The organism is Labilithrix sp. (assembly GCA_019637155.1).
Lineage (GTDB): Bacteria > Myxococcota_A > Polyangia > Polyangiales > Polyangiaceae > Labilithrix.
In genome coordinates this window covers 89,767-113,662 of the sequence record JAHBWE010000020.1, presented here as the reverse complement: position 1 = coordinate 113,662, position 23,896 = coordinate 89,767, and the positions used below count along the sequence as shown (strand labels likewise).

Sequence of the window (23,896 nt, the reverse complement as noted above, 5' to 3'; positions counted from 1 at the left end):
GCTGCTCGCCGATGCAGGCCCGACGGGGTCGCGAGCTTGCCACGCTCTTCAACGCAGCCCGCGGGCCGGGGTCGCTGACGCAATGGCGCCGGCGACGAAGGCTCGCCCTCTCTCTCGGGGGGTCCGGGGGCGTCGACGCGCGCGCCCCGCGCGCGCGGAGAAACCCCCGGCGGGAGAGCTCGAGAGGGCAGAGCCCTCTCGAACAAGAGAGAGAAACCCCCGGCGGGAGAGCTCGAGAGGGCAGAGCCCTCTCGAACAAGAAAACTAGCCTGAGGTTCCGCTCGAGGTTCCGCTCGAGGTGCCGAGGCCGCCGGTTGATGTCGTGCCGAGGCCGCCGGTTGATGTCGTCGCGCCGGTGCCTGCGCCTGGTTGTGTGGGCGTCGTGCCGGCGGGAGGGATCGCGCCGTTCGGGTTGCTGTCGGCGGCGCCGCCGCCGGCGCCGCCGGTGTCGTCGCCTCCGCCGGGCGCGCCCTCGCCACCGGCGACGGTGCCTTGCCCCGCGTTGCCGCCAGGGTTCGGCTCGTTGCCGAGCTGATCGGTCACCGGCGGTCGGTCCGTCTCGTTGCTACACGCCTCCGCGGCGAACAGCGCCGCGCCCGTCGTCAACGTCAGTACGATGCAGAGTCCTTTGTCCACAGTACCGGGCGGCATTGCATCGAGCATGCCTCGCGATCCACGCGGAGCGCACGCAAAATCTCGAGCGTCGCGCGCCGGGGCGGGCACACGCGCGTGTGGCGTTCCTACGCTCGTGCTTCGGCGGACGCGGCGGATGAGGCGGACGAAGCGGAGAGCGCCTTTCCGGTCGCGGTCTTCTTCTTGAGGAGCGCCTTCGGCTCGCCTTCGAAGACGATCTGACCGCCGGCGTCGCCCGCCTCCGGCCCGAGCTCCACCACCCAGTCCGCGTTCGCGATCACGTCGGGGTGATGCTCGACGATGACGAGCGTGTCGCCGCGCTCGACGAGGCGATCGAGCACCTTCACGAGGCGCGCGACGTCGGACAGGTGAAGCCCCGTCGTCGGCTCGTCGAGGACGTAGACCGTCGGCTCGTGCGCGGACCCGGCGGTGAGCTCGCCCGCGAGCTTGAGGCGCTGCGCCTCGCCGCCGGAGAGCGTGTTCGAGCCCTGACCGAGCGACACGTAGCCGACGCCGAGCTCGGTGAGAGTCCGGAGCGGGCGCGCGATCTTCGGATGCGCGGCGAACAGCTCCGCCGCGTCCTCCGCCGAGAGCTTCAGCACCTCGCCGATCGAGAGGCCCATCCACGTCACGTCGAGCGTCGACGGCTCGAAGCGCATGCCCTGGCACGTCTCGCACGGCGTGACGACCTCGGGGAGGAAGCTCATCTCCGCGACGATCGCGCCTTGCCCGTCGCACGCGGTGCAGCGGCCGCCGTTCGGCGTGTTGAAGGAGAAGCGCGCCGGCGAGAAGCCGCGGACCTTCGACTCCGGCAGCGACGCGAAGAGCTTCCGGATCTCGTCCCAGATCCCGAGGAAGGTCGCCGGCACCGAGCGCGGCGTGCGCCCGATCGGCGACTGATCGACCGCGAGCGCGCGGCGGACCGTCTTCGGGACCTTGATCGATCGATGAGGGCCCGGATGCGGCGCGACGAGGCCGAGCTGCCTCCGGAGCGCGGGGAAGAAGACCTTCTGCACGAGCGTGCTCTTGCCCGAGCCGCTCACGCCCGCGACGACGCACATGCGCCCCGCCGGCACGCGGAACGTCACGTCCTTCAAGTTGTTCGCGCGCGCGCCCTCGAGCTCGATCCACACGTCGCTCATCGGGCGGCGAGGGCGCACCACGCCGAGCGGCGCGCGCAGCACCTGACCGGTCGGCGACGCGGGCGACGCGAGCACCGCGGCGGGCGAGCCCTCCGCGACGATGTGCCCGCCGTTGCGGCCGCCGGAGGGACCGAGGTCGGTCAGGTGATCGGCGGCGAGGATGATCGACGCGTCGTGCTCCACGACGAGGACGGTGGAGCCGGTGTCGACGAGCGCGCGGAGGTTCCCGATGAGGCGCGTCGTGTCACGAGGGTGGAGCCCGATCGTGGGCTCGTCGAGGACGTAGAGCGCGCCGGTGAGGCCGCTCCCGAGCTGGGCGGAGAGACGGAGCCGCTGCATCTCTCCGCCGGACAGCGTGCTCGCGGCGCGGCCGAGGCCGAGATAACCGAGGCCGACGAGGGCGACGAAGCGGAGCCGGCGCGTGAGCTCCGCGAGCGGCGCCTTCGCGATCGTGGCGGCGTCGCCTTCGAGCGTGACCGCTTCGATGCGCGCGAGCGCGGCGGCGACGGAGTGCTCCATCAAGCGCGGGTACGTCTCGCCGCCGAAGCGCACCGCGCGCGGGATCGGCGCGAGGCGATCGCCGTCGCACGCGCGGCACTTCTCGCGCGGGCGCCCGTTGTCCTCGTGCTCTTCGTCCTCCGCGAGCCCGCCGCGGACGCCGGTGCCTTCGCACGCGCCGCACTGACCCTGCTTCGTGTTGAACGAGAACCAGCGCGGATCGAGCTCGGGGATGCCGGTGCCGCACGCGCCGCACGCGCGCGCGGTGGAGTGGAGCGTCTCCGTCGCGGACGGCCGCGCGGTCGGCGGCCCCTCCGCGACGCGCACCGCGCCCGCCGCCCACGCGAGCGCACGATCGAAGACCGCGCGATCGAGCGTGTCGAAGGAGCCGTAGTGGAGGATGAGATCGATCGAGTGCTCCTTCGTCTTCACGAGGCGCGGCGGCGGATCGACAAGCGCGATCGCGCCGTCGACGCGCGCGGTCTGCACCCCCGCGCGCGCGGCGGCGGTGAACACGTCGAGGTACGTCCCTTTGCGTTCGCGGACGACGGGCGCGTAGAGCGTGCGCTTGCCCTTGAGGCGGCGGAGCCGGGCGAACAGCGCGTCCGGGGCCGCGGGCGCGACGTGTCCTCCGCAGTCGGGACAGAAGAGGTCCCCGACCTTCGCGTAGAGGAGGCGGAGGTAGTGCGCGATCTCGGTCACGGTCGCGACAGTGGAGCTCGCGCCCGCGCGCGACGTGCGCTGCTCGAGCGCGATCGACGGCGGGACGCCGGTGACGAGGTCGACGTCGGGGCGCGGCAGGGTGGGGAGGAACTGGCGCGCGTACGGCGTCAGCGTCTCCATGAAGCGGCGCTGCCCCTCCGCGAACACGACGTCGAACGCGAGCGAGCTCTTGCCGGAGCCGGAGGGGCCGGTGACGACGCAGAGCTTCCCGTGCGGGACCTTGCACGAGACGTCCTTCAAGTTGTGCTCGCGCGCGTGCACGACCGTCACCGCGTCCGCGGCCGTGCCCTTCGGGACGCGCGACTCGGCGCGTGGCCGCCGCGTGGCGCGCATCGCCTCGCCCGTCTTGGTCTTCGCGCGCGCGATCTGCCGCGGCGTTCCTTCCGCGCAGACACGGCCGCCGCGCGGGCCGCCGCCGGGGCCGAGGTCGATGACCCAGTCCGCCTCTGCGATGACCGAGAGATCGTGCTCGACCATCACGACCGACGCGCCTCCCTCGACGAGCGAGCGCAGCGCGGCGACGACGTGCTCGGCGTCCTCCGCGTGGAGCCCCGCGCTCGGCTCGTCGACGACGAAGAGCGTGCCGAGGGTGTCGCTCGAGAGCGCGCGCGCGAGCTTGATGCGCTGCGCCTCGCCGCCGGAGAGGGTGGAGAGCGGCTGACCGAGCGGCAGGTACCCGAGCCCGACCTGCACGAGCGGCTCGAGCATCCGCTCGAGCGCGTAGTCGCGATCGCGCCCCGGCGGCGACAGGAACGCGAGCGCCTCCTCGATCGTCATCGCGAGCACGTCGGCGACCGTCTTCCCTCGGTGCGTCACCGCGAGGACCTCGCCGTCGAAGCGCTTCCCGTGGCAGACCGGGCAGAGCAGCATCACGTCGGCGAGGAACTGCATCTCGACCGTCTCGTAGCCCTCGCCCGCGCAGGTCTCGCAGCGGCCCTTGCCCGGCACGTTGAACGAGAACGACGCGGCGGCGAGGCCACGGCGCGCGGCCTCCGGCTCCGCCGCGAAGCGCGCGCGGACGCGGTCCCACGCCTTCGTGTACGTCGCGGCGTTGCCGCGCGCGGTGCGCCCGAGCGGCGACTGATCGACGAGCACCGCGCGGACGAGGAGCTCGCCGCCGTCGACGCCGTCGCACGCGCCGGCCTTCGGGACGCTCTCGCCGGTCCGCTTCGCGATCGTGCGGTAGAGCACGTCCTCCGCGAGCGTGCTCTTGCCCGAGCCGGACGGCCCCGTGATCGCGCAGAGGACGCCGAGCGGGACCTTCAGGCGATCGATCGCGAGGTTGTTCTCGCGCGCGCCGCGGACCTCGAGCCAATCGAGGGGCTTCCGGCGCTTCGTCGTCCCGCCGTCGTCCTTGCGCCACGCGCGTCCGGTCGCGGTGTCGCTCTTCGCGAGGGCGGCGGGCGTGCCGTCGAAGAGCACGGCGCCGCCGCGCGGTCCGGCGCCCGGCCCGAGCTCGACGACGCGGTCGCAGCGCTCCACCACCGTGCGGTCGTGCTCGATGACGAGGACGGTGTTGCCCGCGCGCGCGAGGTCATCCATCGCGCGCGCGAGGCGCGGCACGTCGGTCGCGTGGAGGCCGACGGTGGGCTCGTCGAGGACGAAGAGCGTGCCGGTGAGGGAGGCGCCGAGCGCGGTCGTGAGCGACGCGCGCTGCGCCTCGCCGCCGGAGAGCGTGCGCGCCTGGCGATCGAGCGTGAGGTACGCGAGGCCGACCGCGTCGAGGTAGCCGAGCCGCGAGGCGAGCTCCGTCTTCACGCGCTTGCCCTGCGGGCTCGCGGGCTCGAGCGCACGGACGCGCTCGAGCGCGTCGCCGACCGTGAGCGCGTGCCACGCGCCGAGGTCCTTGCCATCGACGCGGTACGTGCGCGCGGCCCTGTTGAGGCGCGCGCCGGCGCACGTGCCGCACGGGACGTAGTCGCGATAGCGCGAGAGGAAGACGCGGACGTGCATCTTGTACGTGCGCGTCTCGAGCCACTTGAACCACGCCGCGACGCCGGGGTACTTCCCGCCGTCCCAGGTGCCTTCGCCTTCGATGACGAGGCGGCGCTGCTCGTCGGTGAGCTTCGACCACGCGACGTCGAGCGGGATCTTCCGCTTCTTCGCGAACCGCTCCAGGACGCCGCGCTCCCACGTGCTCGTCTTGCCCGACCACGCCTTGATCGCGCCCTTCGCGATCGTCTTTTCCTTGTCGGGGATGACCTTGTCCCAGTCGACCGCGATGATGCGGCCGAAGCCGCGGCAGTCGGCGCACGCGCCGAGCGGCGAGTTGTACGAGAAGAGGCCGGGCCGCGGCGGATCGAAGGAGCGCGCGCAGCCGGTGCACACGAGCCCGCGCCCGATCGCGACGTGCGCGGCCGCGCCGTCGAGGGCGCGCAGCTCGGCGCGCCCGCCGCCTCGCTCCCAGGCTTGCTCGATCGCGTGCTGCAGCCGCCGCCGCTCGCCCGCGCCGACCTTCAGTCGATCGACGACGACCTCGACGGCGACGTCGGGGCGTCCTGCCTCGCTCGGCTTCACGTCGTCGATCTCGCGGACCGCGCCGCCGACGACGAGCCGGCGGTACCCGTCCTTCACGAGCGACTCGCGGAGCTCGAGGTACGCCTCCGCCGTCTCGACGCGGACGGGGTAGCTGATCGCGGCGCGGCGATCCGCCATCGCCGTCACCGCGCGCGCCGCGGCGTCCACCGCCGAGGTGGGGACCGCCTCCGTCCCGCAGTCGGGGCACGACGGCACCGCCTCGCACGCGAAGAGCGCCGCGAGGTACGGCTCGAGGTCGGTGAGCGTCGCGACGGTGGAGCGGCTCGACTTCACCGGCGCGCGGCGATCGACCGCGACCGTGGCGGCGACGGGCTCGAGCGCGCGCACGGGCGGACGCTCGAGCCGCTCGAGGAACTGGCGCGCGTAGGGGCTGAAGCTCTCGACGAAGCGGCGCTGTCCCTCCGCGTAGAGGGTGTCGAGCGCGAGCGACGACTTGCCGGAGCCGCTCGGCCCGGTGAGCGCGACGAGCTCGCCGGGCGCGAGCTCGAGGTCGACGGCGCGAAGGTTGTGGGTCGAAGCTCCGCGGAGGCGGATGGGAAGCATGCGGAACACGCCTCCTTAGATCGCGCGCGCGATCGGGGCAACGCGCCCCGGCGCACGGTCCCGCCGGAGCGCGGCCTTGGCGATCCCGCAGAGATCCGCGCACGTGCGGGTGGCGCGCGCCTTGCTCTTCCGATCACCATGTCGATCCTCATGTTTCTCCTGTTCGGTCTCATCGTCGGCTTCCTCGCGCGCGCGATCATGCCGGGCCGCCAATCGATGGGCTTCCTCTCCACCGCGCTCGTCGGGATCGCCGGTTCCTTCGTCGGCGGCGTCATCGGCAACGTCTTCTCGGGCACGCCGATCCTCGACCTTCACGCCTCCGGCTTCATCGGCAGCATCGTCGGCGCGCTGATCGTCCTCGCGATCATGGGTTGGGCCGGCCGCCGCCACGCGTTCGGCTGACGGTCAGTCCGCGCTGACCGGCGCGACGTCGATCGAGTCGATCTTCCAGCCGCCGTCTTTGCGGAGGAGGAAGTGGACCTCGCGCTTGTCGACCTTGCGCTCGCCGCCGCGGTTGGCGGTGACGAGCGCGGTCGCGTCGACCTTCGCGAACGTCGCGGCGGGGTCGATCTCGATCTTCTTCGTGACGAACGTGCAGTCTGCGCTCGCGTAGACGAGGCCGACCTTGATCGCGTCCTCCTCGAGCTTCTCGCGGCCGCGGACGTCGACGTTCAGCTCCGCGACGTGGGCGGAGACGCCGTCGGTCACGACGTCCTGCATCTTGCTCCGCATCCGCGCGGTCCGCGAGATGATCGTGTCGCCGTCCTTCACCGAGACGATGGTCGCGAACTGCGCGAGCACGCGCTTGATCGCGTTCTCGTCGCTCTCGCGGAAGAACGTGAAGTAGAGCGCCACCGCCGCGACGACGAGGCACCCGAGCGCGATCGGCCAGCGCTTCGTCATGACGGCAGCTCGATCGCGAAGGTCGACGCGCCGCGGAGGGCGATGGAGCCGCCGTGCGCGTCCACGATCCGGCGCGCGAGCGCGAGGCCGAGGCCGGTGCCGCCGGGGCGCTCCGTGACGAGCGGCTCGAAGAGCGTGCCGCGGATCTTCTCCGGGACGCCCGGCCCGTCGTCGGAGACCTCGATCCTCACGCGGTCCCCGGCCCTCCGCGCGCGCGTCGTGATCCCGACCCGCCGCGGACGGCTCGCCTGGATCGCGTTCTCGTAGAGGACGTGGAGGAGCCGCGCGGCGAGGCCCTGATGGGCGCGGACCTCGAGGTCGGGTGGGTCGACGTCGTCGATGTGATCCGCCTCACCGAGGAGCAGCTCTCTCCCGAGAGGTAGGAGATCGGCCACCGGGTAAGGCTCCGCGTGGATCGCCTCACCTCGCGCGAGGGCCATGAGGTCGTCGACGATTCCTTGGGCAATCCGCGTGCTTCGCTCGACCTTCGCGAGGAACGGCTCGCTCGCGCCCGGCGCGCCGGCGCTCTGGCGCGCGAGATACACGTTCGCGGAGACGATCTGCAAGGCATTGCGGAGCTCGTGCGCGATCTCGGCCGCAATTTCGCCGATCGCCTCGAATCGCTTCCGGCGCGCGTCGTCGTCCACCGCCTCACGGTAAGCCTTTTCGTTTGCCTGCGAAACAGCGTAGCCTTTCGACGAGTTTCCCAGGTGTCTGGCAACGATTCGAAGATTCCGGTCGGGACCATCCTGGTCGGCAAGTACCGCGTCGTCCGGGAGATCGGACGCGGCGGCATGGCCGCGGTGTACGAGGCGATGCAGCTGTCGCTCGACAAGAAAGTCGCGGTGAAGGTGCTCGCGGCGGAGCTGGCCGCGTCCACCATCGTCATCGAGCGCTTCTTCCGCGAGGCCCGCGCCGCCGCGAGCGTTCGCAGCCCGTACATCGTCGACGTCTACGACTCCGGCCGCCTCGACGACGGCCGCCCCTTCATCGCGATGGAGCTCCTCGAAGGCGAGTCGCTCTACGACCGCATGGCGCGGGTGCGCATCATCGACCTCGAGACGACGATCCGCGTCATCGTCCACACCTCGCGCGGTCTCGTGAAGGCGCACTCGTCCGGCATCGTCCACCGCGACCTGAAGCCGGAGAACATCTTCCTCACGAAGGGCGAGGACCAGCACGACATCGTCAAGATCCTCGACTTCGGCCTCGCCAAGTTCTACGCGCCGGTGAACCCGGAGGAGAAGGCGGCCAAGCGCCTCACGCGCGAAGGCGCCGTCTTCGGAACGCCGGCGTACATGTCCCCCGAGCAGGTGAAGGGGCAGGGCAACGTCGATCACCGCGCCGACCTCTGGGCGCTCGGCTGCATGGCCTACGAGTGCCTCATCGGGCGCCCGGTCTGGAACATGGACCAGGGCGTAGCGATGACCTTCGCGTCGATCGCGACCGGCCCGATCCCGGTGCCGTCGCAGCAGCGCGCGGACCTCCCGCCCTCGTTCGACGCGTGGTTCAAGAAGTGCCTCGAGCGCGATCCCGCGAACCGGTACCAGAGCGCGAAGGAGCTCGCCGACGCGTTCGTCGAGGCGTGGGGTCAGCGCCCCGTCTCGAGCGCGAGCTTCCCCGGCTTGCCGCTCGGGACCGGCCCGCATCCACGCATCTCTCCGCAGGGCGCGGCCGACGTGCTCGCGCTCCAGCCCTCCGCCGCCTCCGCGCGCGGCATGAACATGCCGGCGGTGCCTTCGAGCCGGCGCGCGGTGGACGGGCCGCTCAACGGCGGGCGCGCGAGCACGGCGAGCGAGCCGCTCCCGCTCGTCAACGGCCGCGCGTCGACCGACATCCCCACCACCACGTCGCAGCCCGACGAGCCCCCGCCGCGGAAGCTGTCGCCGGTCCGGCTCGCGCTCGCGAGCGGCTTCCTCGTCCTCGGCGTGTCGATGGCGATCTTCGTGTGGGTCAGCGCGCTGAGCCCGCAGATCTTCGCGCCCATCGTCGCGTCGACGACGTCGGGCACGCCGATCGGCGTCAACACCACCGCGAACGACCTGCCGCCGCCGGACGAGCCGAAGTGGGTCCCGATCCTCGCGGAGGGGCAGCGCCTCTTCAGCGTCGGGGACTACGCCGCCGCGCAGAAGAAGTTCAAGGAGGCCGCCGAGCAGGGGCCCGCGGCGGCGAAGGTCGCGGCGGTGTTCACGGAGCAGGTCAAGGTCGCCGAGAAGTCGAACACCGCGAACGGCCCGTGCAAGGCGGTCGCCTTCGCGCATCCGCGCCTCGAGACGAACCGCCGCGCCGGCGTGCCCGCGATCGCCCCGATCTCGAAGGGCGCGCTCGTCACTTGGATCGACGACCACGAGCGGCAGGGCTCCGACCACGCCTACGGCGTCGCGATCGATCCGACCGGCAAGTCGCTCAACTCCGTGCGCGACCTCACCCCGGACGCGACCAGCGCCGACACGCCGAAGCTCGCCGTCATCGGCTCCGATCGCCTCGTGCTCGTCTATCAGGACGAGAAGGGGAAGGAGGCCGGCGTCCACGCGCGCCTCCTCGACGGCAACGGCAACATCGATCAGTACAAGGGCCAGGTCGTCCGCATCGGCGGCAACCCGCGTCCGGGGCAGTTCTTCCCCGCGGTCGACAAGGGGCCGGAGGGCTTCTGGGTCGTGTGGCAGGACGATCGAGACAAGGAGAACGATCACGATCTCTACGCGCGGCACATCTCGAACGAGCTCGGCACGGTGACGCCGGACCGCCGCCTCACCGACTACTACGCGCCGCCGCGCTCGAAGAACCCGCCCCCGCGCGTGAAGCACCCGAGCGTCGCGGTCGCGGCGAACACGCTCCTCGTCGCGTACAAGCTCGAGAGCGAGAGCGGCAAGGACAAGACCCACGCGATCATGCGCATGCGCGTCTCGCTCGAGCAGGCGGAGAAGGGCCTCGACGAGAACACGACGCAGAACCGCGGCGATCGCACGATGGGCGACGTCTCGATGGTCTCGGAGGAGAAGACGCCCGCGGACGCGCCCGCGATCGCGTGCGGCAACGACGGCTGCTTCATCGTGTGGCACGTCGAGGCCGGCGGCGCGTCGATCGCGAAGATCGATCCGGTCCAGAACAAGGTGCTCTGGCGCAAGGTGCTCTCGAGCAAGGGCGGTCACCCGTCGCTCGGCGTGAACAACGGGCAGGTCGCGGTCGCCTGGTACGAGAAGCCGTACATCAAGTTCACGACCTTGAACGACGGCGGCCCGGTGCTCCCGCCCTCCTCCGCGTTCCGCATCTTCGATCCGTCCGTGCCGCCGCCGTCGATCAGCGCGGGCGCGGAGAAGAACGAGTGGTACCTCGCGTGGCAGGACTCCGACACCGCGAAGGGCACGCCCGAGATCTACGCCGCTCGTCTGACGTGTCGCTGACGCCCATCCGCCGCCGCGCGCTCGTCGAAGCCCTCCTCGTCGCCGCGATCGTGACCGCGGTCGTGACCGTGGCCTCCGCCTTCGTGCCGGACAAGTACGTCGCGACGGTGGTGGGCTTCGTGTTCCTCGGCGCGACGTGGGCGCTCGTCTGGCGCGGCGAAGACTCCCGCGTCGAGGCGTTCGGCCTCGCGCTCGGCGGTCTCGTGCTCCCGGGCAAGGTGGACGTCCCGCGTCTCTTGCGCGCCCTCCGCCAGGCGCTGGGGTGGTCGCTCGCGTGCGCGCTGATCTTCTACGTCCCGTTCTTCGTCGGCTGGCGTTACTTCTGGCACCCGCGCGGGACCTTCCATTTCCCGTTCGGCGCGAACGACGGGATCAACGAGGCGTTCGGTCAGCTCGTGATCATCGCGCTCCCGGAGGAGGCGTTCTATCGCGGCTACCTCCAGTCGCGGCTCGACGAGGCGCTGCCGTTCCGCGTCCGCATCTTCGGCGCCGACGTCGGCGTCGCCGTCCTCGTCACGAGCGTCATCTTCGCGCTCGGCCACTTCGCGACGATCCGCGAGCCCGCGCGCCTCGCCGTCTTCTTCCCCTCGCTCCTCTTCGGCTGGCTCCGCCTCCGCACGAAGGGCGTCGGCGCCGGAATCGCATTCCATGCAATGTGCAACCTATTCAGCGAGACGCTGGGGAAGGGCTTCCGGGTCTATTGATTCGAGAGGGCGCTGCCCTCTCGAGCTCTCCCGCTGGGGGCCTTTACGCGCGCGGGGCGCGCTCCGCCGCCCCCAGACCCCCGCAGAGGGGTTCACGTCGTCACGGAGGGGCGGGAGCGGCGGGGGAGCTCGAGCTCGAACGAGGCGCCGCGGGGGCGGTTGGGGTGGAGGGAGACCTTGCCGCCGTGGGCCTCGGCGCAGCGGCGGACGACGGCGAGGCCGAGGCCGGTGCCCTTCGGTCGCGTCGAGAAGAACGGGGTGAAGACGCGCTCGCGGAGGTCGTCCGGGACGCCGTCGCCGTCGTCGGCGACGCGGACCGTGATCGCGGGATCGTCGGCGGCGCCGCGGATCGTGACGCGCACCGGCCCCGCGCGGCCGCTCGCCTGGAGCGCGTTCGTGACGAGGTTGAGGACGGCCTGGCGCACGAGCCGCTCGTCGCACTCGAGCTCGGTGCTCGGGCCGACCTCGACGACGACGTCGCTCTCCGCCGAGCCGACGACGTTGCGCGCGGCGAGGGCGGCGCCGCGGACGATCTCGTCGAGCGAGGCCGGCGCGAGCACCGGCGGGCGGGGGCTCGCGAACTCGAGGAGGTCGCTCACGATGTCGCGCAGCCGCTCCGCCTCCTCCTGGAGGATCCGCAAGAGCGCGGCGTGCTCCTCGTCCGTGGTCTGCACGCGGCGCAGCCTCGCGAGCGCGTTGAACACCACCGCGAGCGGGTTCCGGACCTCGTGCGCGACGACGGCGGAGAGCTCGCCGAGCGCGGCGAGCCGCTCCTTCGCGACGAGCTGGGCCTGCGCGACCTCGAGCTTCCGCTTCGATCGCTCGAGCGCCCGCGCGCTCGCGACGAAGCGCGACGTGATCGACGCTCCGACGACGAGGACGAAGGCGACGAGCGAGAAGTCGAGGATGTAGGGGCTGCGGATGATGTTGCCGGTCGCGAGCCCGTCGTGCACCGCGCCGACGAGGACGAAGCTGAGCGCGAGCGCGTGCGTGCCGCCGTCGCTGTCGCCGCGCCGCCAGTCGCGGAGCGCGCGGCCGAGGAGGAACATCACGCTCGCGACGTAGTCGACGATCGCGATCTCGCCGAGGAGCGTCGGCGTCGCGTCGCGGTAGGTCGCCGCGACGAGCGGGACGTGGCGCGCGTTGAGGTCCTCCTCGAGGATCACGCCCGGCACGAGGGTGAGGACGGAGAACGTGATGCCGACGCCGATCGCGGCGCGCTCGAGGCGGGAGAGGGCTCTCCGCTCGCGCGCGGCGATGAAGACGAACCACGTCACGGTGTGGAGGCCGCCGAAGAAGAGGCTGAGCCGCGCGGTGAAGAGGAGCGTCGGCTCGGCGACCCACGGCAGCGTGGTCGGGATGTTCGCGAGGTTGAAGAACGCCGCGAAGGTCGCGCAGAGCGCGAACCACCGGAGCTCGCGCCAGCCCGGCGCGGAGGACATCCCGAGCGCGAGGAGCGCGGCGAGGAGGCCGACCGAAGCCGACGTCAGTGAGAACGCGGCGGGGAGGGTCACGCGCGAATGCCTCCCGTCTTAGCACCTTTGCTCGAGCGTCATGGCATACTCGCGCGCGATGAGCGCCACCGAGCTACCGCTTTCGTTGATCGATGCCATCGTCGTGCGCGCGCTGGAGGAGGACCTCGGCGCCGGCGACGTCACGACGGAGGCGTGCGTCCCCGAAGGCGCGCAGGCGACCGGTCACGGCGTCGCGCGCAAGGTGATGGTCGTCGCCGGCTTGCCCGTCGCCGAGCGCGTGTTCCTCACCGTCGACCCGACCCTGAAGTTCACGGCGAAGGTCGCGGAGGGCGCGAAGGTCGAGGGGGGCGCCGTCCTCTACTCCGTCGTCGGGCGCGCGCGCTCGCTCCTCACCGCCGAGCGCGTCTCGCTCAACCTGATCCAGCGGATGTGCGGGATCGCGACCGCGACGCGGCGCTACGTCGACGCGCTCCCGGCCGGGAGCAAGACGCGCATCACCGACACGCGCAAGACGACGCCGGGCCTCCGCCTCCTCGAGCGGTACGCGGTGCGCCGCGGCGGCGGGCACAACCATCGCAACGACCTCGGCTCCGCCGTCCTCATCAAGGACAACCACATCGTCGCGGCGGGCGGCGTGCGCCAGGCGATCGAGGCCGCCCGCGCGCGCGCGCCGCACACGAGCAAGATCGAGTGCGAGGTCGACTCGCTCGAGCAGCTCGAGGAGGCGCTCTCCGCCGGCGCGGACATCGTGCTCCTCGACAACATGGACACCGAGACGACGGAGGAAGCGGTGCGCCGCACGCGCGGCCGCGCGCTGCTCGAGGCCTCCGGCGGCATCACGGAGGGGCGGATCGCCGAGCTCGCGCGCGCCGGGGTCGACGCGATCAGCGTCGGCGCGCTGACGCACTCCACCCCCGCCGCCGACATCGGCTTCGACTTCGTGAGCGCGAAGTGAGCGCGAAGTGAGCGCGAGGTAGTGGACGATCTCGCGGAGCTCCCGCTCCTGCTCGCCGCGCGCGGCGTCACGCTCGGGGCGCCGCTGCACCACGTCGCGGAGACCGGCTCGACGAACGACGACGCGAAGGCGGCGGCGAAGGAGGGCGCGGCGCACGGCGCGCTCTGGATCGCGGAGGCGCAGACGCACGGCCGCGGGCGGCAGGGCCGCACCTGGAGCGCCGCGCCCGGCTCGTCGCTCCTCTTCTCCGTCCTGCTCCGCGTCCCCTGCGCGCCGGCGCGGGTGCCGCTCGTCTCGCTCGTCGCCGGCCTGGCGGTGCGGGACGCGATCGCGCACGCGCTCGGCGACGACGCCGCGGCGATGGTGAAGTGGCCGAACGACGTGCTCGTGCGCGACAAGAAGATCGCGGGCGTGCTCGTGGAGTCGTCGCTCGCCGGCGCGAAGGTCGAGAGCATCGTCGCCGGCGTCGGGATCAACGTGCACACGCGCGATTTTCCGCCGGAGCTCGCCGCGATCGCGACGTCGCTCGCGCTCGAAGGCGGGCGCACCGATCGCGCCGCGCTCCTCGCCGCCGTGCTCGCGGGGCTCGAGCGTGACGCCCCGCGCGTCCTCCAGCGCGGGCTCGGCGTGCTCCAGGCGCGGCTCTCCCAGCACGACGCGCTCGCGGGCAAGCGCGTGATCGGCGAAGGCGTCGACGGCGTCGCGCGCGGGATCGACGCGGACGGCCGACTCCTCGTCGAGGCGGGCGGCATCACAACGAGGGTCGCGTCGGGCGAGGTGCGGCTCATGGTGGGCGAGGGATGAAGGTCATCATCACGGGCGCGACGGGCTACGTCGGGAGCGGCGTCTTGGCGGAGTGCCTCCGTCATCCGGACGTCACGAGCGTCCTCTGCGTCGACCGCCGCCCCAACGAGCGGCACGAGGCGAAGCTGAAGCAGCTCGTCGTCCGCGACTTCATGGACCTCGCCGCGGTGAAGGGGGAGCTCGTCGGCTACGACGCGTGCTTCTACTGCGCCGGCGTCAGCTCGGTCGGCATGAGCGAGGAGGCGTACACGAAGATCACCCACGACATGGCGCTCCACTTCGCGGAGACGGTCCTCGCGTTGAACCCGCAGATGGTGCTCTGCCACGTCTCCGGCATGAGCACCGACGGGAGCGAGGAGGGGCGCGTGATGTGGGCGCGCGTGAAGGGGAGGGCGGAGAACGCGCTCGCGCGCCTCCCGTTCGAGGCGGTCTACAACTTCCGCCCCGGCATCATGAAGCCCGATCCCGATCAGGGGAAGGTGAAGGCGCTCTACCGCGTGCTCGGCGCGCTCTACCCTGTGCTCGACGTCGTCGCGCCGCGCAGCGTGAGCACGGTCGCCGACGTCGGCCGCGCGATGATCCACTGCGTGCAGCGCGGCTACCCGAAGACCGTCCTCGAGGTCCCCGACATCCGGGAAGCGGCGAGGGCGTAGCTACTGGATCTTCCACTCGCACATCGCGTTCGCCTCGGTCGTGGCGGCGGCGCGATCGTCGGCGACGTCCTTGTCGCGGCGCGCCTCGACCTTGTCCTGGCCGTCGACGTTGCAGAGGCACTTCCACGCGCTGAGGTGGCCCGGCGTGCAGGTGACCTTCCGCACCTTGCCGTCGGAGCACTGCGACCAGACCTTTCCGTTCACGGGCTTGGCGAAGGTCGTGACGCTCGCGCGACCGCGCGACTCCGTGTCGAACTCCTTGCACGTGACGGGCTTCTCGCCGCACCCGGCGAGCGCGAGCGAGATCGCGAGGATCGACGCGATGCGGAGCATGAATGAAGGCTACTATCGCGCGGTCCCCCGTGCTCTCGCTTTCACGGATCTCCTTGGTCGCGGCGCTCGCCGTGCTCGTGTGCTGCAAGCGCACGGAGGGCGGAAAGGCCACGCCCGCCGTGTCTGCTTCTGCTTCTGCCTCGGCCGCGCCGGCCACGACGCCGCCGACGACCGAGCTCGAGACGGTGAAGGATCCGGTCGAGGACGCGTTCACCCTCGGCATGCCGAAGGGCTGGCAGAACCGCGCCTACTCCGCGCGCGTGTTCGACGTCCACTCGATGGTCGCGACCGCGATCAGCCCCGACGGGAGCGTCCTCCTCTACTTCGGCGACCCCGGCCTCCCGCAGTACTGGAGCCCGGCCCACGCGACGCCGGTCCACCGCGAGATGCAGCGGTTCAACCCGCGCATGAAGATCGAGCCGTTCGTGCGGGCGACCACGTATTTCCCGGATTACGTGAAGAAGAAGTTCGGCGCGCTCCCGGGCTTCGCGCTCGAAGAGACGGCGCCCGACGCCGAGGCGGAGGCGAGGTCGGCGCAGCAATTCGTCGAGGCGGGGGTGAAGATGGTCCCGACCGCGGCGCGGGTCGCGTTCCGGTACACCGATCAAGGCAAGCCGATGCGCGGCCTCGTCCTCGGGAGCACGGTCGACAGCGGTCCGTTCTGGATCGCGACCGTGTCGGGCATCGCGGCGGCGGGGGACCCGAAGCCGTACCTCCCGATGCTCGACGCGATGAGCCGCACGCATCGCATGAACCCGGCGTGGCAGGCGGAGCAGGCGCGCAAGCATCAGGCGCAGATGGCGCAGATCGACGCGTTCGGGCGCCAGCTCCAGGCGCAGCATCAGCAGAACATGGCCGCGCTCCAGGCGAGCGCGCAGCGGCATCAGGCGCGGATGTCGGCGATCCACGCGCAGGCCGACGCGAACATGGCGGCGTACAACGCGCGGATGGCGTCGAGCGACGCGCAGCACCGCGCGTTCCTGAACTACATCAACGAGGAGCGCACCGTCGTCGACGCGAGCGGCAAGACCTACCAGGTCGACGGGAGCTACGACCGCTACTTCTTCAACAAGAACAACCACACCTACGTCGGCGGCGACACGACGACGGACCTCGAGAAGCTCCGCGCGCTCGGCCTCAATCCGAACGACTACGAAGAAGTGAAGATAGAGCGGTAGTGCTACGGTGACGGCGTGACGCCGCTCGAGGAGCTCGCGCTGCTGCTTCGGCCCGCCGGGGGTGGGCTCTACCTCGTCTCCACCGGGCGCGCAGAGCAGGAGGCGATGCAGAGGCGCCTCTACCGCGCCGGGTCCGCGGCCGAGGTCGACGCGCGCTTCCGCGACAACCTCGCGCGGATCGCCACCGCGCGCGCGATCGTGCTCGGCATCCCCTCCGACGTGGGCGCCGGCTTCCGCCGCGGCGCGAACCTCGGGCCGCAGGCGATGCGGAGCGCGCTCCTCGACGCGCTGCCAGAGCTCCCCGATCGCGCCGACGAGCTCGGCGTCGTCGACGTCGGCGACGTGTTCGTCGTCCCGCAGCTCCTCCACGACGAGATGCTCTCGGAGGGACAGAAGGCCGCCACGCGCGCCGCGCTCTACCCGAACGTGAGCGAAGCGCTCCCGGTCTCGCCGCTCTCGATCGCCGAGCGCGCGCTCGACCTCGTATTTTCGCTGAACCCGAACGTCGCGCCGGTGATCCTCGGCGGCGATCACTCCACCGCCTGGCCCGCCGTGTCCGCCCTCTCTCGCGCGCGCAAGGACCGCTGGGGCGTCGTGCAGCCCGACGCGCACACCGATCTCCTCGAGCATCGGCTCGGGATCAAGATCTGCTTCGCGACGTGGTCGTGGCACATCAACGAGATCTTCGGGCGCGACGGCCGCCTCGTGCAGGTCGGCACCCGCGCGTCGCGGCACGACCGCGGCCACTGGGAGTCCGGCCTCGGCGTGCGGCAGTTCTGGGCGGAGGAATGTTTGCGCGACCCGGCGGGTTCTCTCGATCGCCTCGTCGCCCACCTGAAAGAGAAGAAGGTCTCCGGCGTGTACTTCTCGAACGACATCGACGGCACCGACGCGAAGTGGGCCGACGCCACCGGCACGCCGGAGCCGGGCGGGCTCGAGCCCGACTTCGTCGTCGAGCTGATCCGCCGCCTCGGCAGCGAGGTCGGCCTCATCGGCGGCGACGTGATGGAGGTCGCGCCCCCGCTCAAGGAAGACGACAAGACCGTGCAGCTCGCGGTGCGCTACCTCCGCGAGACGCTCGGAGCCATCTGCCACGCCTCGCTCTAGGAGCTATAAAGATGAACGCCATGCGCACCGCCGCCGTTCTCGCCCTCGCCCTCGTCGCCTGCAGCAAGGAGACCAAGCCCGCGTCCGACACGAAGAGCCCCGCGCCCACGCCGGTGACGGCGCCGGCGGTGAACGCGCTCAAGGTCGAGCCGCAGGTCGACACGCCCGACGGCGCGACGAAGCGCGTCGCCGGCGATCACTTCGCGCTCGACCTCGCCTCCTCCGGCTGCAAGGCGGGGGCGGAGTGCACGCTCACGATCAAGCTCGCGGTCGAGGGCGACTTCCACGTGAACAAGGACTACCCATACCGCTTCCTCGCGGCGGAGGCGCCGGGCGTGGAGTTCCTCGGCAAGCCGGACAAGACGAAGTTCACGAAGGACGCGGGCGACTTCGTCGCGGACGGCGAGAAGACCGCGACGATGACGGTGCGCTTCAAGCCCGCGGCGGCGGGCAAGACCAAGGTCGCGGGGACCTACAAGATGAGCGTGTGCTCGGCCGATCAGTGCCAGATCGAAGAGCCGAGCCTCGAGCTCGTCATTCCCGCGTCGTGAGCTTCGCGGGCTCGGGCTCCGCGGTGGAGCCCTCCTCGACCGCGACCGCCACCGCCGCGTCGAGCCCGATGTCGTCCTCGCGCGGGATCGCGCCCGTGACCGCGGTGATCGTCCGCTCGAGCGTCTCGAAGAAGCGGATCGCGCGGAGCGGCCCGTTGAGCCAGCCGACCGTGATGCAGTAGTTGCGGTTGTACGGCGCCGAGTGGTGCACCGAGTGGTGCTCCGGCGCGAGGATCAGCCGCGCGCGCTGGAGGAGCGCGACGACCTTCGCCGGCTTGTCCTCGTGCGCCCACTTGTGGATCTGGCTCGTGAACCCGGTGAAGAACGTCGCGCAGACGAGGAACTGGCCGATGAACACGTCGACGAGCGTGATCTCCTTGCCGCTGCGGAAGACGTAGAGGCCGACGACGCTGTAGATGACGGTGAGCGAGATGTTGTGCCCGTTCGTCTCGATGAAGTCGTGGCGCGTGATCGCCTTCTGATCGACGTGGTGGTGACGGAACGTGCGGATCGCGAGCTTGCCGACGACCGGCGTGTCGACGCCGCCCCACGTGTCGAAGAGCCAGTGGACGAAGCCGGACGTGAAGTCGGCGAGGAGGATGCCGACGAGGCCCGCGAGCGGCATCCACCAGCCCGAGAGCGAGGGGCTCTGCGCGATCCGGACGCAGAGCCATCCCGTCAGCGTGCAGGCGAGCACGATCCCGCAGAGCTCGTACGTCCGATGCCCGGCGGTGTAGCCGGACTCGAGCGCCGAGGCGTCGTGCTGCTGCTGCGGATCACTCATCTCGTCGCGTCCTCCCAGAGCGCACGACCCCCGTACGCCGCCCGCGAGCATCGGGCACCGACAGCATCGAAGGCAAATCGGCGCAGATCAAGCAGAGAAACCGTCGCGCCACGGCATTTTTTCCCGGACCTCCACCCTACGCGCCGCCGCCGAGCGCGGATCGCGCTGTAGCATGTTGCAGCCGTGCGCAAAGTCGTTCGCATCGCGCTCGTCGCGCTGGCCGCGTGCGCGCCGGCGGCGCCTCTCTCTATTAACAAGTCGCTCCCGGCTCCGCCCACCTCGGTCCCGGACGCCGCCGCGCCGCCGCCGGCGCCGGATCCGTTCCCCGACGACGCCGAGATCGCGAAGGCGACGGAGGCGTACCTCGATCTCTTCGTCGACGTGCACCCCGAGGCGGCGACGGCGCTCGGCCTCCACCGGCGCGACGGCGAGCTCGACGATCGATCGATCGCGGGGCACGATCAGGCGACCGCGCGCGAGCAGGAGATGCTCGAGTCGCTCGAGCGGCGGTTCGCGTCGCCGCGCGCGTCGGTCGCGGCGAAGACCGATCTCGCGCTCCTCCTCGGCGCGCTGCGCGTCGACGTCCGCGTCCGCCGCGTCGACCGCCCGCTCCAGCGACGCCCGCAGGTCTACGTCGAGCCGCTCGACGCGGTGTTCCAGCTCGTCGCGCGCGATTTCGCGCCCGCGCCCGAGCGCGCGAAGGACGTCGTCGCGCGCCTCGAGAAGGTCCCGAAGACGATCGCGCTCGCGAAGGACAACCTCCTCAACCCGCCGAAGGTGTGGACCGAGATCGCGATCGAGAAGGCGAGCGGCGCGAAGGCCTTCCTCGAGCAGCAGCGGCCCTTCCTCTCCGCCGCGCTCCCCGGCGACGCGCGAGCCGACTCCGCGCTCAAGGCCGCGCTCGCGGCGTACGAGGACTACGCGCGCTACCTCCGGAGCGACGTGATGAAGTCGTCGAACGGCCGCTTCGCCGCGGGGCGGGAGCTCTACGAATACCTCCTCGCGAACGACGCGTTCCTCGAGGAGGACGCCGACGCCGTCCTCGCGATCGGCAAGCGCGTCTTCGCGGAGACGAACGACCGGATGACGGAGCTCGCGAAGAAGATCGATCCCGGCGCGCCCGGCTGGCCCGCCGTCACCGCGAAGATCAAGGGCAAGCACCCGACCGCGGACGACCTCGTCGCGACGTACCAGAAGGAGGTCAAGCGCGCGCGCGACTTCCTCGTCGCGAACGCGGCGGTGCCGTTCCCGCCCGACGACGATCTCTCCGTCATCGAGACGCCGGCCTTCATGCGCGCGACGCTGACCGCGGCCTACGACGCGCCGCCCGCGTTCGATGACCGGTCGAGCAAGGGCTTCTTCTTCGTCACGCCGATCGACAAGAACGACTCGCCGGCGCGGCAAGAGGCGATGCTGCGCGAGAACGACTACGCCGACATCGTCGACACGGTCGTGCACGAGGCCTATCCCGGCCACCACTTGCAGCTCTCGTTCGCGCGGAGGAGCCCGTCGCGCGCGCGGCGCGTCTTCGATCACGCGATCATGAGCGAGGGCTGGGCGCTCTACGCCGAGGAGCTGATGGCGGAGCTCGGCTACTACGACGACGAGCAGCGGCTCATCCAGCTCCAGTGGGCGCTCGTCCGCGCGGCGCGCGTGGTCATCGACGTCGGTCTCCACGTCGGCGGCATGACGTTCGAGCAGGCGGTGAAGGTGCTGACCGACGAGGTCCACCTCGAGCGCCCGCTCGCGATCTCGGAGGCGCGGCGCTACACCGAGGACCCCACCCAGCCGAGCGCGTACATCGTCGGCCGCGAGAAGATCCTCGAGCTGCGGCGGCGCGCGCGCGAGCAGGGCGGCGCGAGCTTCTCGCTCGAACGGTTCCACGGCGACCTCCTCGCGCGCGGCACGATCCCGCCGAGCCTCGCCGCGCGCGAGATGTTCCCCGCGCCCTGACCGGTCACGACCGTGACCCGCGGCCCACGAATCGCCGTAAATTGCGGTGATTTGCGCTGGTCTCGGTCGTGCAGTGGCTCGGACCATGCTCCGCCGCGCCCTCGTCGCCGCCGTCGCGTCCCTCGTCGCCGCCTGCAGCGGGTCGTCGTCGGACACCCTCCTCGCGCCCGACGCGCCGACGGTGGACACTCCGGCCGCCGCGACGCCGCCCTCCGAGCCCGGCGCTCCGTCCGACTCGCCGGCGCCTCCGGGCGAGGCTCCGCCGGACGTCGGCGCGGGCGCGCCCCCGCTCGGCGGCGAGGTCGGCAAGTGGACGTGGCTCGAGGTCCCCGAGTCGAAGTGCGGCAACGGCGAGGCGACCGGCATCGGCGTGAACCTCGGCGCGGGAGGCGCGGGAGGCGCGGGCGGCGATCTCGTCATCTTCCTGATGGGCGGCGGCGGTTGCTGGGACGAGCTCACGTGCAACGCCGGCGCGGCGAAGAACGTGAAGGACGGCTACCAGCGCGACGACTTCGAGGCGGACGTGAAGGAGAAGCTCGCGCGCGGCATCTTCGATCGCGCCGCGGCGAACAACCCGTTCAAGGACTCGAGCTTCGTCGCGGTCCCGTACTGCACCGGCGACGTGCACGCCGGCGACGCGACGAAGGAGTTCTTCCTCCCTCGCCGCACGATGCACTTCTCCGGGCGCAAGAACGTCGAGGCGATGCTGGGCAAGGTCGTGCCCGCGTTCGCGGGCGCGAGCCGCGTCACGCTCGCGGGCGTGAGCGCGGGCGGCTTCGGCGCGGCGATCAACTACTGGCGCGTGCAGGACGCGTTCGGCGCGACGCGCGTCGACCTCGTCGACGACTCGGGGCCGCCGTTCGAGAGCGGCCACATCCCGCTCCTCGGCGCGTGGCGGAGCGCGTGGAACCTCGACGCCGCGCTCCCGCCCGACTGCGCGGGCTGCAAGGAGAACCTCGCCGCGATCCCGGCGCACTACGCGAAGAAGTACCCGTCGTCGCGGATGGCGTTCACGTCGTTCGATCAGGACAAGACGATCAGCCTCTTCTTCGTCACGCCGCAGCCGCTCTTCGCGTCGCGCCTCCGCGGCATGGCGGAGACGCGCCTCGCGCCGCTCGTCAACTTCCGCTTCTTCATCGTCCCCGGCACCGAGCACACGATGCTCGACGAGCCGCTCGACCTCGAGAGCGGCACGACCGCGCTCGGCGACTGGCTCACGACGATGAAGGCCGACGCGCCGGCGTGGACGAACGTCGCCGCCAAGTGAGGCGGCGTGCTAGATCTGCGCGCGGAATGCTCTATTCACGCGCTCTCATCCGCACCACCAAGGAGGCGCCGTCCGACGCCGCCAACGTGAGCCACACCATGCTCATGCGCGGTGGGTACATCCGCAAGGTCGGGGCCGGGCTCTACGACTACCTCCCGCTCGGCCTCCGCGTGCTCAAGAAGATCGAGAACATCGTCCGCGAGGAGATGAACCGCTCCGGCGCGCAGGAGATCCTGATGCCGGCGGTGCTCCCGGCGGAGCTCTTCAAGGAGACCGGCCGCTACGAGCTCTACGGCCCGACGCTCTTCCGCCTCAAGGACCGCAAGGGCGCCGAGCTCCACCTCGGCCCCACCCACGAGGAGATCGTCACCGACATCGCGCGCCGCGAGATCAAGAGCTTCCGCGACATGCCGCTGAACCTCTACCAGATCCAGTCGAAGTACCGCGACGAGCCGCGCCCGCGCGGCGGGCTCCTCCGCTGCCGCGAGTTCCTCATGAAGGACGCGTACTCCTTCGACGTGAGCGAGGACGCGGCGAAGGCGAGCTACGACGTCATGGAGGCGACCTACCGGCGCATCTTCGATCGCCTCGGCCTCGTCTACCGCCTCGTCGCGGCGGACCCCGGCGCGATCGGCGGCATCAAGAGCGCCGAGTTCCAGGTCCTCGCCGACTCGGGCGAGGACGCGATCGTCGCGTGCTCGAGCTGCGACTACGCCGCGAACGTCGAGATCGCGACGGTGAAGGCGCCGGCGGAGGCGGCCGCGGACGAGGCGCCCGAGGAGCGCGCGAAGGTGCACACGCCGAAGGTCGGCACGATCGAGGACGTCTCGAAGTTCCTGAAGAAGGACAAGACCAAGTTCCTCAAGTCGCTCGTGTACACCGCGGGCAAGGAGGTCGTCCTCGCGATCGTCCGCGGCGATCACGACGTGAACGAGATCCGCCTCGCGCGCGCGCTCGGCGTCACCGAGGTCCACATGGCGACCGACGCCGACGTGCAGAAGGCGACCGGCGCGGCGGTGGGCTTCGCCGGTCCCGTCGGCTTCAAGGGCAAGATCGTCGTCGATCGCGCGGCGGCGGCGGTGAAGAACGCCGCGACCGGCGCGAACGAGACCGACCAGCACTTCACCGGCGTGAACCGCGGCCGCGACTGGGACGGCGACGTGCACGACATCCGCCTCGCGACCGACGGCGACGGCTGCCCCGCGTGCGAGGGCGGCACGCTCAAGACGTACAAGGGGATCGAGGGCGGCCACATCTTCGTCCTCGGGACGAAGTACTCCCAGGAGATGGGCGCGCAGTTCTCCGACGACAAGCAGGAGAAGCAGACGATCGTGATGGGCTGCTACGGCATCGGCGTCTCGCGCCTCGTCGCGACCTCGATCGAGCAGAACAACGACGAGAACGGGATCAAGTGGCCGCTCAGCATCGCGCCGTACCACGTGCACCTCGTCACGATCGGGCAGGACGAGCCGGTCCTCACCGAGGCGAAGAAGCTCTACGACGCGCTGCGCGCCGACGGCGTCGACGTGCTGTGGGACGACCGTGACGAGCGGCCGGGCGTGAAGTTCAAGGACGCCGACCTCCTCGGGATGCCGTTCCGCGTCACGATCGGCGCGAAGGCGCTCGCGAACGGCAACGTCGAGATGAAGCCGCGGAGCGAGCCCGACCCGAAGAAAGCCGAGCTGATCCCGGTCGCCGACGTCGCGCGCGTGCTCACGGATCGCATCCGCGCCGCGCTCGCCTAGCCA

General features: G+C 71.3%; 19 protein-coding genes. 12 read left to right on the top strand and 7 right to left on the bottom strand.

Annotated elements, in window-relative coordinates; translation table 11 throughout:
* Nucleotides 1-264: 264 nt before the first annotated feature.
* Together KF837_35845 and uvrA are read right to left on the bottom strand one after the other, a co-directional pair.
* Nucleotides 265-606, bottom strand: a complete 342-nt coding sequence (locus KF837_35845; GenBank protein MBX3232754.1) for a hypothetical protein — start codon at nt 604-606, stop codon at nt 265-267.
* Between the two features lie 134 nt (nt 607-740).
* Nucleotides 741-6,077 (bottom strand): excinuclease ABC subunit UvrA, encoded by a 5,337-nt coding sequence (gene uvrA / locus KF837_35840; protein ID MBX3232753.1) that lies wholly within the window; start codon nt 6,075-6,077, stop codon nt 741-743.
* Between the two features lie 138 nt (nt 6,078-6,215).
* On the opposite strand from uvrA, the gene KF837_35835 reads away from it, so the two are divergent.
* Nucleotides 6,216-6,479 (top strand): GlsB/YeaQ/YmgE family stress response membrane protein, encoded by a 264-nt coding sequence (locus KF837_35835; protein MBX3232752.1) that lies wholly within the window; start codon nt 6,216-6,218, stop codon nt 6,477-6,479.
* Between the two features lie 3 nt (nt 6,480-6,482).
* Here the strand turns inward: KF837_35835 and KF837_35830 are convergent, their stop codons facing one another.
* Complete coding sequence (locus KF837_35830) at nt 6,483-6,980, bottom strand: hypothetical protein (protein ID MBX3232751.1); 498 nt, start codon at nt 6,978-6,980, stop codon at nt 6,483-6,485.
* Nucleotides 6,977-7,627 (bottom strand): HAMP domain-containing histidine kinase, encoded by a 651-nt coding sequence (locus KF837_35825; protein ID MBX3232750.1) that lies wholly within the window; start codon nt 7,625-7,627, stop codon nt 6,977-6,979. Before KF837_35825 ends, KF837_35830 begins: the two co-directional genes overlap by 4 nt.
* 63 nt (nt 7,628-7,690) lie before the next feature.
* Between KF837_35825 and KF837_35820 the strand changes: the two genes are divergently transcribed.
* Together KF837_35820 and KF837_35815 are read left to right on the top strand one after the other, a co-directional pair.
* Nucleotides 7,691-10,384: a serine/threonine protein kinase gene (locus KF837_35820; GenBank protein MBX3232749.1), complete on the top strand. Its 2,694-nt coding sequence runs from the start codon at nt 7,691-7,693 to the stop codon at nt 10,382-10,384.
* Nucleotides 10,375-11,088 carry a CPBP family intramembrane metalloprotease gene (locus tag KF837_35815; GenBank protein MBX3232748.1) on the top strand — a complete coding sequence of 238 codons (714 nt, stop codon included), beginning with the start codon at nt 10,375-10,377 and terminating at the stop codon, nt 11,086-11,088. Before KF837_35820 ends, KF837_35815 begins: the two co-directional genes overlap by 10 nt.
* 92 nt (nt 11,089-11,180) lie before the next feature.
* Here the strand turns inward: KF837_35815 and KF837_35810 are convergent, their stop codons facing one another.
* Nucleotides 11,181-12,602 (bottom strand): hypothetical protein, encoded by a 1,422-nt coding sequence (locus KF837_35810; GenBank protein MBX3232747.1) that lies wholly within the window; start codon nt 12,600-12,602, stop codon nt 11,181-11,183.
* Between the two features lie 58 nt (nt 12,603-12,660).
* Here KF837_35810 and nadC point away from each other — a divergent pair, with 58 nt between their 5' ends.
* Genes nadC through KF837_35795 form a run of 3 tightly spaced genes read left to right on the top strand, consistent with a single transcriptional unit; the run spans nt 12,661 to nt 14,975 of the window.
* On the top strand, nt 12,661-13,518 hold the full coding sequence (nadC, locus tag KF837_35805) for a carboxylating nicotinate-nucleotide diphosphorylase (protein MBX3232746.1): 858 nt from the start codon (nt 12,661-12,663) through the stop codon (nt 13,516-13,518).
* A 21-nt stretch (nt 13,519-13,539) separates the two neighbouring features.
* The gene (locus KF837_35800; protein MBX3232745.1) at nt 13,540-14,322 is read left to right on the top strand and encodes a biotin--[acetyl-CoA-carboxylase] ligase; all 783 of its coding nucleotides are present in this window, start codon (nt 13,540-13,542) and stop codon (nt 14,320-14,322) included.
* Nucleotides 14,319-14,975, top strand: a complete 657-nt coding sequence (locus KF837_35795; protein ID MBX3232744.1) for an NAD-dependent epimerase/dehydratase family protein — start codon at nt 14,319-14,321, stop codon at nt 14,973-14,975. The genes KF837_35800 and KF837_35795 overlap by 4 nt, the downstream gene beginning before the upstream one ends.
* Here KF837_35795 and KF837_35790 read toward each other — a convergent pair whose 3' ends face one another.
* Entirely contained in the window at nt 14,976-15,308 is a 333-nt protein-coding gene (locus KF837_35790) for a hypothetical protein (GenBank protein MBX3232743.1), read from the bottom strand.
* 29 nt (nt 15,309-15,337) lie between these two features.
* Between KF837_35790 and KF837_35785 the strand changes: the two genes are divergently transcribed.
* Genes KF837_35785 through KF837_35775 form a run of 3 tightly spaced genes read left to right on the top strand, consistent with a single transcriptional unit; the run spans nt 15,338 to nt 18,144 of the window.
* A complete protein-coding gene (locus KF837_35785) occupies nt 15,338-16,486 on the top strand; it encodes a hypothetical protein (GenBank protein ID MBX3232742.1) in 1,149 nt (382 codons plus the stop codon).
* A gap of 15 nt (nt 16,487-16,501) precedes the next feature.
* On the top strand, nt 16,502-17,593 hold the full coding sequence (locus KF837_35780) for an arginase family protein (protein MBX3232741.1): 1,092 nt from the start codon (nt 16,502-16,504) through the stop codon (nt 17,591-17,593).
* A gap of 11 nt (nt 17,594-17,604) precedes the next feature.
* The gene (locus tag KF837_35775; protein MBX3232740.1) at nt 17,605-18,144 is read left to right on the top strand and encodes a hypothetical protein; all 540 of its coding nucleotides are present in this window, start codon (nt 17,605-17,607) and stop codon (nt 18,142-18,144) included.
* On the opposite strand, the gene KF837_35770 is transcribed toward KF837_35775, so the two are convergent.
* Nucleotides 18,128-18,928 carry a fatty acid desaturase family protein gene (locus tag KF837_35770; GenBank protein MBX3232739.1) on the bottom strand — a complete coding sequence of 267 codons (801 nt, stop codon included), beginning with the start codon at nt 18,926-18,928 and terminating at the stop codon, nt 18,128-18,130. The genes KF837_35775 and KF837_35770 overlap by 17 nt on opposite strands.
* A gap of 183 nt (nt 18,929-19,111) precedes the next feature.
* Between KF837_35770 and KF837_35765 the strand changes: the two genes are divergently transcribed.
* The 3 genes from KF837_35765 (at nt 19,112) to KF837_35755 (ending at nt 23,893) form a co-directional block, all read left to right on the top strand.
* On the top strand, nt 19,112-20,881 hold the full coding sequence (locus KF837_35765) for a DUF885 domain-containing protein (protein MBX3232738.1): 1,770 nt from the start codon (nt 19,112-19,114) through the stop codon (nt 20,879-20,881).
* A gap of 85 nt (nt 20,882-20,966) precedes the next feature.
* Nucleotides 20,967-22,148: a hypothetical protein gene (locus KF837_35760; GenBank protein ID MBX3232737.1), complete on the top strand. Its 1,182-nt coding sequence runs from the start codon at nt 20,967-20,969 to the stop codon at nt 22,146-22,148.
* A 26-nt stretch (nt 22,149-22,174) separates the two neighbouring features.
* Nucleotides 22,175-23,893 carry a proline--tRNA ligase gene (locus tag KF837_35755; GenBank protein ID MBX3232736.1) on the top strand — a complete coding sequence of 573 codons (1,719 nt, stop codon included), beginning with the start codon at nt 22,175-22,177 and terminating at the stop codon, nt 23,891-23,893.
* Nucleotides 23,894-23,896 lie beyond the last annotated feature (3 nt).

What these genes read in the sequence shown, in the direction of transcription:
- KF837_35760 (MBX3232737.1), top strand. Translation starts at nt 20,967, where the DNA reads ATGCTCCGCCGCGCCCTCGTCGCCGCCGTCGCGTCCCTCGTCGCCGCC.
- KF837_35790 (MBX3232743.1), bottom strand. Translation starts at nt 15,308, where the DNA reads ATGCTCCGCATCGCGTCGATCCTCGCGATCTCGCTCGCGCTCGCCGGG.
- KF837_35770 (MBX3232739.1), bottom strand. Translation starts at nt 18,928, where the DNA reads ATGAGTGATCCGCAGCAGCAGCACGACGCCTCGGCGCTCGAGTCCGGC.
- KF837_35830 (MBX3232751.1), bottom strand. Translation starts at nt 6,980, where the DNA reads ATGACGAAGCGCTGGCCGATCGCGCTCGGGTGCCTCGTCGTCGCGGCG.
- KF837_35775 (MBX3232740.1), top strand. Translation starts at nt 17,605, where the DNA reads ATGAACGCCATGCGCACCGCCGCCGTTCTCGCCCTCGCCCTCGTCGCC.
- KF837_35795 (MBX3232744.1), top strand. Translation starts at nt 14,319, where the DNA reads ATGAAGGTCATCATCACGGGCGCGACGGGCTACGTCGGGAGCGGCGTC.
- KF837_35755 (MBX3232736.1), top strand. Translation starts at nt 22,175, where the DNA reads ATGCTCTATTCACGCGCTCTCATCCGCACCACCAAGGAGGCGCCGTCC.
- uvrA (MBX3232753.1), bottom strand. Translation starts at nt 6,077, where the DNA reads ATGCTTCCCATCCGCCTCCGCGGAGCTTCGACCCACAACCTTCGCGCC.
- KF837_35835 (MBX3232752.1), top strand. Translation starts at nt 6,216, where the DNA reads ATGTCGATCCTCATGTTTCTCCTGTTCGGTCTCATCGTCGGCTTCCTC.
- nadC (MBX3232746.1), top strand. Translation starts at nt 12,661, where the DNA reads ATGAGCGCCACCGAGCTACCGCTTTCGTTGATCGATGCCATCGTCGTG.